Consider the following 11,224-nt stretch of genomic DNA (forward strand, 5'->3'; position numbering starts at 1 on the left):
TTTTTCGAATATTAAAAAAATATTATCGTAAATCTTATATATCTTCTAAATAATTAAAATAATTTTTAACTTATCACAATAAAAATTTTAAAATACTTGATAATGTTTATCATTTACCCGACAAAAAATTTATGCTATAATTTATTTAATAAGTAGGTCGAGGGAGAGTATAGCAATGAAAATTCTACTAGCATATTCATCAAAAACTAAAAATACAAAAAAAGTTGCTCTAGCCATGTATTAAAGTATAAAAGATAGGTATGAAGTAGATATTTATGACATTAGAAAAGTTAAAAAAACATTGACTGACTATGATTTATATATTTTGGGTTGCTGGGTCGACAAGGCTACAGTCAATAAAAATATGCAAAAATTTATTGCAGAACAAAAAATTGAGAAGAAAAAAGTTGCCCTCTTTATGACTTGCGGTCTGCCAAATTACCACTATCACGCAAAAGATTCCATAGACAACTATTTAAAATATATGCAAGAAAAAGATAATGAAATTTTAACAACTTTTATCTGTCAAGGAAAAATAGACCCCAAAATATTAATAGTTTTCAAATTTTTAACATGGCGAGAACCGAATTTTATTCATAAGATAGACCAACCTATGCTCTAATGGCTATAGGATTCTAAAGCTCACCCTGACAAAAATGATTTAGCCAATGCTAGTAGCTGGATTAAAAATTTACTTAGTGATAATTAAAATATCATTCGCCGATAATTAAAATCTCATTTGTCGATAATTAAAATCTCATTTGTCGATAATTAAAATCTCATTTGTCGATAATTAAAATATCATTCGCTGATAATTAAAAAATCATTCGCTGATAATTAAAATATTATTCGCTGATAATTAAAATATTATTCGCTGATAACTAAAAATCTCATTTGCCGATAATAAAAAAGACTATGATTAAAAATAATCATAGTCTTAATTTTATGCCGCCTTCTGGCAACCACAGTCGCATTTTTCTTGGCAGTCACAGTTGCCAGACTTGCAATCTCCACAAGTGCAATCTGCTTTTTCATTATGGCAACCACAGTCGCATTTTTCTTGGCAAGTACAACCTACTTTTTCACAACCACATTTACATTTTTCCATATTTTCTTCCTCCTACTAATTATTATTTTTATTGGATCTTTATTATATTACGATTTATATTTTCTGTCAATACTTTTTCCTTTTAAAGAAATCATTACGATTTACTTTTTAAAACCCTTATTCCAAAAATTTTACAAATCGTAATAAAAAAGTTTTAAGTAAAATATAAAATTATATATTACAACTAAATCGGAATGGCTATTATTCTATTTTAGAAAGTAAGTATCTAATAAATTTACTAATATCTACATCTTGACCAATAGTCCCGACCAAATTCAAAACACCACTAGAACCTATAAACATACTAGCAAAATATTCTAAAGATAAGTCGCCATTACTAGCCACTTGCAACATACTTTTTGTTTCTAGCTTGCTCGGCAAAGAATAATTTTCTGCCAAAGCAGAAATTTCATATTCCTTGCCCTCAATAATATTACAGATAAGTTGCTGCGAATTTGTAATCATTGCCTTTAAGGAATGCTTGCCTGCATTTTTTAAAATATAATTTTTACAGCAATATACCGTTTCATCTTTTAAAACTGCCATAATACGATTTAAAATATCATCTTGAGAAGAAAAATGTAAAATCTCTCCTGAAAAATCAGCAATTTTACTTTCTATTGCAAGTTTATTTTTCTTGTATCGCCTCAATCTTTTTAGATATAAATTTTTATTTTCCGGGCTAACGTCCATAAAAAGTTCGACACCATTTTCTATATAAAGTGGAGCAGAATTATAGATGACACTTCTTTTTACGTTAAATTCAACTGCCACCCTTTGAACAATATTGCCACCAAGTGAATGCCCAGTTAAAATAATATTATCCCCATACCTGTCCCTAACTTTTTTATAAAAATTAATACAAGCTCGGTAGTGTCTACCCTGACCCAGTGCAATACTGTAAAGGTCAGTTTCAAAATCTTTTTGAAAATCTGTATAGGGATTAGTACCAGTATAGGCTAAAATATAATTATTTCTTTTTCTATCTTCAAAAAAACTTCCGCTACTTCCTGTTTTGCTGTCATAAAAACTGCTAATATATTCTAATTCTTTTGGAAAAAATCCAAGTTTTTTTTGTAGGTCTAAAAAATTTACTATCACTTTTTTATTACTATTCACAAGTCGCATAGCTTCTACTTGATAAGTTATTTTTGCCGCATGAATAGTCGGTTCTAAAATTGTCATAATAACTACCTCTTTACTATATAATTTCTTAAATATAACATAAAAAGTTTAATCTTAACAGTATAAGACTAAACTTTTTAAAATTATTATTTATTACGAACAACTTTCCAGAAACTAAGTTTTTTACCGTATCTTAAAGTTGCATTGCGATAAACTTTTATACAAATAAGAGCTATTAAAAATGTTGTTGCTAAAAGTATAGCATAAGATGCAAACAACTCAATCATGCTAACTTCTGCTAAAGCATAGCGGGTTACCATAGAAAAATAAGATGTTAGGGGGATGTATGATAATATCTCAACAAATTTTCCATTGCCAGCGTCATTCATAGTGAAAAGATTTAAAAAGAAAGCAAAGATAAAAATCATAGTAGGAAATATCATTACAGTATTAACTTCCTCGATACGACTTACTAAAGATGCAAATGCTGAGAATAAAAACATAAACATAACTAGACCTGTTAAGGAGAATAAAACCCATACCCAAATTAAACTATAATCTAGGTTACTAACAAGTATTTTCGTAGCTTCTGAATAATTTGGTAAATTTAATTTCAAACCAGCTAATAAGGAAACACACATTAATAATATTTGGGTTACAGCTATACAAGAAAATGCTAGCACCTTACCAACTATTAATATTGTCGGTTTAACAGTTACTACCAATAATTCCATAGCACGATTAGTTTTTTCACGTGCTACATTACTAGCCATTACACTTCCAAACATAAGTATCATAAAATACAGAGCAAATGATAAAAAATAAATAATGCTGACATTAACAAATTTATTTTCTTCATCACCTTTTGCACTAATTGCAGTTACTTTTGCTTTAGGAATATTTTTTTCTACCTCTGCGACCTTATAAAAATCTAAACCATTTTTTTGATAAGCGTACTGTCTAACAAAATTATCAAAGAGCCTATTAAACTCTGTATTGCCAAGAGTAAGACTATTAGACTTAGATAAATATTCATAATTATCATTAGATAAAATTATAGCTTCATCTATTTTTTCATCTTTAATATCTTGTTCAAGCTGACTTCTGTTAGAATATTCCTTTGCGTCTTTTAAATAAGTTTTATCAATAGCTACATCTTTTACAATATAGGCACTACGCTGAAAATTACTATTATCTTCACCAGAAAATAATTTTTTTACAAAACTATCTCCATTAATTATAGCAGGAATAAAAGTTATTCCAAAAGCTATAACAAAATAAATAACAAATACTACTATGGTAGATTTTCTCTTGAAATAATTTTTAAATTCAAAATTAAATACTGTTAATAGTTTACTCATCACTGCCTCCTACTCTTTCTACAAAAATTTGCTCCAAACTAGGCTTAAACAAGCTAAACTCTTCAATATTAAATCCTAAATCACCTATATAAATTAGCAATTCTTTCTTAGCCTCTGCTGATTTAAAATCCAATAAAACCATATCTTTTTCTAAACTACACTCAACATCGATAGCAGTAGAACAGATAGCTTCTAATAGTTGCTCTCTAGTTAATTCTCTAACACTAAGTAGCATTTTACCATTTCCCAAATCTTTTTTTATATTTTCAAGATTTCCAGATAAAATCACTTCACCTTTTTCTAAAATATTAATATCTTCACAGAAATTTTCAACAACTGGCATTTGATGAGAAGAAAAAATAACCAGCTTATCACGGGCTAAAAAATCATTAATAATTTCTTTTAACTTTCCGACATTGACAGGGTCAAGACCACTAAAAGGCTCATCTAAAACTAAAATATCTGGGTCGTCAATCACACACTGAATAATTTGAATTTTTTGAGCATTACCCTTAGACAAAGTTTTTAATTGTTTTTTATTATCCTCTAATTCAAAAAAATCTAGCCAGCGTTTCGCCTCTTTTTTTGCAGTCTTTTTATCCATACCCTTCAGCATGGCAAAATAAACTAGCTGCTCAACCAGACCAACACCATCATACATACCACGTTCCTCTGGCAAATAACCAATTTTTAATTTTTTTCTATCTATAGGCTTGCCGTCTAACAAAATTTCTCCCTTATCAGCCCTAAAAATATCTAACAAAAGTCTGAAACTCGTTGTCTTACCACTACCATTTCGTCCCAAATATCCGTTAGCTATACCGCTCTTAGCTGTAAAATTTACACCCTTTAAAACCTGCGTATCTCCAAAACTTTTATGAACATTACGAAATTCTAATATCATTTTAAATAAATCCTTTCCTAATTTTTGAAAATCATATCAAGCTCTTATTTTATGAAAAACTAAAATATAATTTTCTGTTATCACTATTATAGCATATATATTACATTATTTTTTGAAATTGTTTATATCATTTACAAAGAATTTCTTAATCACTTAAAATTTTGAATTTATAATGTTTAATATTTAAAGATTTTATTTTTTATTTTTGGTTATATATTTTTACTAATAACTAATTTATTTCAGCAAAATTTTAAATATGCTAAAAGTAAAAAACTAATTCTAAAAATAAAAAAATATACCCTAAAATTCAGGAAAGTTTTTCATTTTTAACTTTTTCCTCTATAATGTTTTGTCTTCGTTCAAATTCTCCTTCTTACATACCTGCCAATAAATTATAATTTTTTTATAATTAATAAATAAGCTGAATGCAAGAAAAGTATAGCGACAGTTCCAAGAATTATTAAATTTTCATACTTAGTATTAACAAGTATAAATATTAATACACCTAGTATAAAATTTATGAATAAAACTATAATTATATAAGTTTTTCTTTTTATATTTTTCTCCTTTTTCTTTAATAGACTTTATCTCAAATAATTTAAAACCTACTAGAAAATTAATTTATTCTCTTTATTTATGTATAACTTTCCACCAAATTATATTGTTTTAATATTCTTTCTAATATTTCACTGCTTAAATTCTCTAATGAAATTTTTTCTTTGGCTAAGATATTAAGCACCTTTATCAAGCTGCAATATCCTTTTTTGGCAATAATTATATGGTCTAAGCAACTTATTCCCAATATTTCACCAACTTCTATTAAATTATATGTGGTTTTAATGTCTTCTCTGGATGGGCTGGCATCTCCAGACGGGTGATTATGTAGGCAAATTATACTGGCAGCACTATTTCTTACAGAATTTTTAAATATTTCTCTTGGGTGTATCAAAGAAGATGATAAACTTCCCTTAAAAACTTCACGTTCTTCAAGAATTTTCCCCTTGGTATTAAGGTCGACAGCAATAAAAACTTCTTGTTTTAAAGTTGATAGTTTATGTCGAAAATAATTTGCTACTACTTGTGGATTGTCGCAGGCTACTTCTTCTGATATGTCTTCTGTAAAAATTCTCTTGGCAAATTCTAAAGCTGCTAAAATATTTATAGCCTTGACTTGACCTATCCCCTTATGTTTTTGCAATTCATTAAAGGTTGCATAGCGTAAATTATTTATGCCACCAATATCCTTTAATATTTTTTCTGCCAATTCTATAACGTTTAATTTTTGCGTACCTGTTCTAAGTAATATGGCTAATAATTCTTTATCAGAAAGATTACTAGCTCCGTATTTTTTTAATTTTTCTCTCGGTCTATCTTCACAATCTAAATCTTTAATTTTTATATTATTTACCATAACAAAACTTCTCCATTTATTAAAACTATAATATAGGCTAGACATATATAGGGTGCTAAGGGGATTTTTGTTTTTCTATCAATCTTTTTGACAAGGATTAAGTATATACTAAAAAAGCCAGCTAAAATAAATGTATATAAAAATAGATACAGCCCGTCAAAAAAATTCAAAGTGAGGCACAAAATAGAAAATAATTTAATATCTCCATAACCTATACCACTTTTTAAAATAAAATAAATTATATGATACATTATTACTAGCAAGATACTATATTTCAAATTACTAAAATTATTTTTTGAAAATATATTAGCTATGTTAGTAACTAATAAAATAACTTGTAATTTTTCATCTATTTCAAATTTTTTTATATCTTCTATTGCAATAAAAATTAATAACATTACTGTAAAATAATCAAAAAAATTTAAGAACAAAACTTTGTCTACTGTCGCCAGATATATTATTGAAATAACAAGGGCAAATACTTCATAAAGAAATACATCTGTTGGTATTTTATAGTTGCAATATCTGCATTTTCCCCTTAAAAATATGTAGCTAAGTACTGGTACTAGGTCGATAAAATTTAATTTTTTATTACAGTTACAGCACTGGCTTCTGCGATAAAAAAATTCTTTATTTAACTTGCTATCGACAAGACATTTTATAAAACTTGATAATAGTAAAAATAATATTGCTAAAAAATAAACTATCATAAAATATTCTCCATTCAATAGTATTTTATTATAAATATAGATAGAATACAAGTTCAAAAAAAGAGACTATAATATGGTCTCTAAAAATTCTTATTTTATATTTTTTATTTTTTGTAAAATTAGTAGGCTAGCTAAGCCTAGAATACCTAATAGGGAAGAATTTGTTTTAGCAAGTTCTATCACATCAAGTTTGCCGACTTCTAAGTAGTAATTTTAGGCCTACATAAAAATAAATTATAGTGGAAATAAACAATATTCCTAAGGTAAATATGGTAATGAGTATTGTGTATATGAGTAAAACATAGCCAAAGATATAACGACTTTTACTTTTAAATTGTAAAAATATTATAAACACAAGTAGTAATATAAATACTCCTATGTATAAATAGGATAATTTACCCATAATTTCTACTATGTAATTCAAGTCTTTAGTAGAAACATTTGCACTATCCATTGTCATTTTAGTTTGTTCTCTTAGTTGAGCAACTAATTTTGCTCTTAAATAATCTGTTGAAGCATATTCTCTAAAAGAACCTACCCAGACAGCTATTAAAAATATGTAAATAGCAAAAATTAAGTTAGCTATTAGCAATAAAAATTTATCAATTTTTTCTAATTTCATACTAGCTACCTTGTTCTTCTCTACACTTACTACAAGTTCCGTAAATTGCTATGGTGTTGTCTTGAGTTGCAAAACCATATTCTTTGTCTACATAGGCTATGAGTTTATTGAATATAGGATTTTGAACTGTTTGAACGCCATGGCAACAAGTACAAATTAAATGGTGGTGCATACCTGGTGTTACTTTTTGGCGAAGATGATATTTTGCAATACCATTGCCGAATGTTATTTTTTCTAAGATATTTAAGTCGTAAAATATATCTAAAGTTCTATATACTGTTGCTAAGCCGATATCTGGATTAACTTCTTTTAAGATAAAATATAATTCTTCAGCACTAAGATGTTCTTTGCTATTTTCTACAAGAACTTTTACTATAACTTCTCTTTGTGGTGTTAGTTTATAGGTTGATTCTTGTAAAGTCTTTATTATATCTTTATAGATAGTCATTTAACACAACCCCTTATATTTTTTAACCATTGTAAAGCTATGATTGTTTTACTGTCAGTAATGGTATTATTATCTAATAAAGTAAAAATTTCATCTAGTTTATATTTTTTTACATTTAAAAATTCATCTTCATCTAGGGCAAGATTACCTAATTTATCATCTGTTAGGTTGTCTACAAAATAAATTGTAATTAGTTCTGAACTGTAACCAACAGCAACATGTGTATCACATATTTTTTTTATTTCTTCTTTGGCTACTTGATAACCAGTTTCTTCTTTTAATTCACGCAAAGCAGTTTCTAATCTGTCTTCACCTAGGTCTACCTTGCCAGCTGGTATTTCTAAGGTAACTATTTCAGCAGCTTTTCTATATTGCTCTACCATAAGAACTTCTTCTTTGTCGGTAACCGCAAGAATTGCAACTGCTCCGTTATGGCGTAAAATTTCCCTCTTAGATAGACTTCCATCTGGCAATTTGACATCGTGGACTTCAACATTTAATACTTTACCATTATAAATAGTTGTTTTATTTATTGTTTTTTCTTCTAAATTAGTCATACTTACACCTCTTTATAAATTTTATAAGTCGTATTCATCTAAATCATTAGCTATGAATATTTGTTTTTCTTTTAGACTTTCTTGAATATTTATTATATCTTTTTTGTCATAGCGTGAGCTGATATGTGTTAAATATATTTTATCAAATTCTATATAATTTAAAAAGTTATATATATTAATAATATTTAAGTGCTTATGTTTTTTTGCTAAATCTAATTCTTCTGCTTTCAAATATGTACACTCAGAAATTATTATATCACTTCCCTGTATAAAGTTTATTAATTCAGGAAAATATACCGTATCAGGAATAAGTGTAATTGTTTTTCCTTTTTTGTCCTCTTCTAAAAAATCTGCTGACTTGTATATTTGATTATTAAATTCAAATTCTTCATTTTCTTTTATAGTTTTATAAATGCTACCTGGCATTATACCACATTCTTTTAATTTATCTACTTTTAAACTTCCCTTTTGATTTTTAAATTTTATTTTGAAACCGTAACTTTGAATGGTATGAACAAGAGGAAAAATTTCTACTTGAACTCTGTCATCTTGATAGATACGTTCTTCATTTTGGTATTCAATAAAGGTAATATTGTAATTTAATTTTGAATTACTTATCTTCATATTAAAATTGACAAAATCTTCTATTCCTTTGGGACCAAAAATAGTTAAATCGCTCTTGTCATTATTTAATAAAAAACTACGAGAAGATAGGAAACCTATCAAGCCAAATATGTGGTCGCCATGTAGATGACTGATAAATATTTTTTTTATTTTTGATGGTTTTATGCTTGTGTCCATTATTTTATGCTGGCTTGCTTCGCCACAATCTATCATCCAACATTCTTTAAGTTCCTGCATAAAGTTAAAAACCATACTCTGTGTATTGCGATATTTAGACGGGACACCTGCTCCCGTTCCTAAAAAGTGTATTTTCATATAGAACCTATCTTATATTTTAAAGATAACTACTTGAGCGTCATCTATACAAGTTATAATGTGCATAGTATCTTTTGGAATTTCTAGCATTTCAAATTCATTTAAAATTTCTACACTGTCTTCTTTGGCAACAGATATTTTCCCACTAACATTAAAAATCAAAATATTTCTATTGTTACTGTAATTGTCTGTTTGATTTCCTTTTTTTAAGTTCATGTGAACTACTTGGTATTTTTCATGGTCTAATACAATACCACCTAATAATATATTTTTATCTAATTTTGTTTTTTTCATTTTTATATACCCTTTCTTTTGTATAATCCGTCTTCTTCTATTGTTATTTTTTTATTTTTAAATAATCTGCCCACAGCCTTTTTAAAACTTCCCTTGCTCATGGCAAATATTGCTTTTATTTCTTCTGGAGAACTTTTATCGATAAATTCACAGTAGCCATTATTATTTTCGATATAGTCTAGTATGGCTTGGCTGTCTGCGTCAATTCTTTCATAGGCTCGTGGTAGAAATGACCCGTTTAATTCGCCATTATCTTTAACTCCAATAATTCTTACAGAAACAAGTTGACCCAAGCGTGGCTCTGTTTTTCTTTCCGATTCGTGAACAAAAATTTTGTAGCCGTATTTTGATAAAAGAAATGTTCCTACCTTCATTAAACGGTAAGGATATGCCTCAATTTCTTTGTTAAATAATTCTTTGGGAGCTTTTGTATATAAACTTTCTACTATCGTTTCTGTTGCTAAACGTGCAAAAAGTTGACCGCTGTAATCTCGACGTAAAGTTATAAATAATTCATCACTTTCTTTTGGCCAAACAGATTTTAATTTTGGTAAATCTTCTGCCAGTAATTGTATCTCTCTTGAAAATCCTATATCCAAACCTACATAATCATCAGCAACTTTTACTACCTTACTAAATCCGTATTCTCCATAAATTACATCTGGTATATTAGGAGTTCCAAATAATTTGCCACTGCGTGATGGGTAGATAAACATTGAATATTCTTCTCCCACCTCATACCCATCTAAACTTTCAAGGTCTGACTCGTTACAATTAACCTCTCTTCCGTCTTCAGTTTTAAAAACTAATGATGATGATTTTTTTTCTACTAATTCTAAAAAATGAATTTCTCCTGTTATAAATTTATTTTCTTTTTCCATACTACCTCTTACTTAATTTTATATTTTATATCAAAAAATAAGGGCTGATAACAAAATCAACCCTTGTAAATTTTAATTATTAGCTGGTAAAATTAGCCTGCTTAATAACCATATTTTTTTATCTCTTTTAATTGATTCTCTCTAACTTCTTTGGGTAAAAATCTTCTTATTTCATCCACATTATATCCAACCTGTAACCTTTTATCGTCAACGAGAATAGGTCTTCTCAACATACCAGGATTTTCCTGAATAATTTTATATAGAGAATTCATAGATAATGTATCTATATCAATATTTAATTTTTGAAATGTTTTTGACCTTACTGAAATAATATCTTCTGTTCCCTGCTCCGTAATTGACAAAATATTTTGGATTTCTTCTATTGTCAAGGGTTCAGAAAAAATATTTCTCTCTTCAAATTCTATATTATGTTCTACTAGCCACGCTTTTGCTTTTCTACAAGAAGTACAACTAGGAGATGTAAATAAAGTAACTACCACCAGAACTCACACTCCCTTATAAAAATAACTTCTATTTCCATAATCATCTTATTTTATAATTATACTATACTAATATGTCATTTGCAATATAACAAAAAAAATTTATGAAAAATTTTTTTGTTTTTTTATTCTATTAGGAGGCTAGTTTCATTTTAAAACTTTCTTTTTTTATTTTTATGCTGTTAATTTAACCTTAGCCTATACCTTGCCATCTTAATTTATTAACTTTAATTTTTTCGCAAATTACAATAGTAAGTTAGCCACCTCAGGCAAGTCATAAGGACATACATAATTAAATAATTTACGTGGATAACGATTTATCCATTGTTCAACAGCCGTTACTTCGTTAGGAGTAACGGTTGTT

At 27.7% G+C, this 11,224-nt stretch carries 14 protein-coding genes; 1 reads left to right on the forward strand and 13 read right to left on the reverse strand.

Going from position 1 to position 11,224, the window contains the following annotated elements; genetic code table 11:
• Positions 1–271: 271 nt before the first annotated feature.
• Positions 272–622: a flavodoxin family protein gene (locus tag KMP12_RS03965; RefSeq protein WP_256444869.1), complete on the forward strand. Its 351-nt coding sequence runs from the start codon at positions 272–274 to the stop codon at positions 620–622.
• A gap of 321 nt (positions 623–943) precedes the next feature.
• On the opposite strand, the gene KMP12_RS03970 is transcribed toward KMP12_RS03965, so the two are convergent.
• From KMP12_RS03970 to spxA, 13 genes are all read right to left on the reverse strand, one after another.
• Complete coding sequence (locus KMP12_RS03970) at positions 944–1,108, reverse strand: hypothetical protein (RefSeq protein ID WP_215756446.1); 165 nt, start codon at positions 1,106–1,108, stop codon at positions 944–946.
• A 201-nt stretch (positions 1,109–1,309) separates the two neighbouring features.
• Positions 1,310–2,293, reverse strand: coding sequence for a Tle-like phospholipase domain-containing protein (locus KMP12_RS03975; RefSeq protein ID WP_215756447.1), 984 nt, complete (start codon positions 2,291–2,293; stop codon positions 1,310–1,312).
• A gap of 86 nt (positions 2,294–2,379) precedes the next feature.
• Positions 2,380–3,594 carry an ABC transporter permease gene (locus KMP12_RS03980; RefSeq protein ID WP_215756448.1) on the reverse strand — a complete coding sequence of 405 codons (1,215 nt, stop codon included), beginning with the start codon at positions 3,592–3,594 and terminating at the stop codon, positions 2,380–2,382.
• Positions 3,587–4,498: an ABC transporter ATP-binding protein gene (locus KMP12_RS03985; RefSeq protein ID WP_215756449.1), complete on the reverse strand. Its 912-nt coding sequence runs from the start codon at positions 4,496–4,498 to the stop codon at positions 3,587–3,589. Before KMP12_RS03985 ends, KMP12_RS03980 begins: the two co-directional genes overlap by 8 nt.
• A 634-nt stretch (positions 4,499–5,132) precedes the next feature.
• Positions 5,133–5,909 carry a RadC family protein gene (gene radC, locus KMP12_RS03990; protein ID WP_215756450.1) on the reverse strand — a complete coding sequence of 259 codons (777 nt, stop codon included), beginning with the start codon at positions 5,907–5,909 and terminating at the stop codon, positions 5,133–5,135.
• Positions 5,903–6,619 carry a prepilin peptidase gene (locus KMP12_RS03995; RefSeq protein ID WP_215756451.1) on the reverse strand — a complete coding sequence of 239 codons (717 nt, stop codon included), beginning with the start codon at positions 6,617–6,619 and terminating at the stop codon, positions 5,903–5,905. Before KMP12_RS03995 ends, radC begins: the two co-directional genes overlap by 7 nt.
• A gap of 184 nt (positions 6,620–6,803) precedes the next feature.
• The gene (locus KMP12_RS04000; protein WP_215756452.1) at positions 6,804–7,241 is read right to left on the reverse strand and encodes a hypothetical protein; all 438 of its coding nucleotides are present in this window, start codon (positions 7,239–7,241) and stop codon (positions 6,804–6,806) included.
• Position 7,242: 1 nt separating this feature from the next.
• Positions 7,243–7,689 (reverse strand): Fur family transcriptional regulator, encoded by a 447-nt coding sequence (locus KMP12_RS04005; protein WP_215756453.1) that lies wholly within the window; start codon positions 7,687–7,689, stop codon positions 7,243–7,245.
• On the reverse strand, positions 7,686–8,246 hold the full coding sequence (locus KMP12_RS04010) for an NUDIX domain-containing protein (RefSeq protein ID WP_215756454.1): 561 nt from the start codon (positions 8,244–8,246) through the stop codon (positions 7,686–7,688). Before KMP12_RS04010 ends, KMP12_RS04005 begins: the two co-directional genes overlap by 4 nt.
• Positions 8,247–8,267: 21 nt before the next feature.
• Positions 8,268–9,185, reverse strand: a complete 918-nt coding sequence (gene rnz / locus KMP12_RS04015) for a ribonuclease Z (protein WP_215756455.1) — start codon at positions 9,183–9,185, stop codon at positions 8,268–8,270.
• 12 nt (positions 9,186–9,197) lie between these two features.
• Positions 9,198–9,479 (reverse strand): hypothetical protein, encoded by a 282-nt coding sequence (locus KMP12_RS04020; protein WP_215756456.1) that lies wholly within the window; start codon positions 9,477–9,479, stop codon positions 9,198–9,200.
• A gap of 2 nt (positions 9,480–9,481) precedes the next feature.
• Positions 9,482–10,360, reverse strand: coding sequence for a CvfB family protein (locus KMP12_RS04025; protein ID WP_215756457.1), 879 nt, complete (start codon positions 10,358–10,360; stop codon positions 9,482–9,484).
• 101 nt (positions 10,361–10,461) lie between these two features.
• Positions 10,462–10,860 (reverse strand): transcriptional regulator SpxA, encoded by a 399-nt coding sequence (gene spxA, locus KMP12_RS04030; RefSeq protein ID WP_215756458.1) that lies wholly within the window; start codon positions 10,858–10,860, stop codon positions 10,462–10,464.
• Between the last annotated feature and the right edge of the window lie 364 nt (positions 10,861–11,224).

The organism is Gemella sp. zg-1178, assembly GCF_018790995.1.
Taxonomy (GTDB): domain Bacteria; phylum Bacillota; class Bacilli; order Staphylococcales; family Gemellaceae; genus Gemelliphila.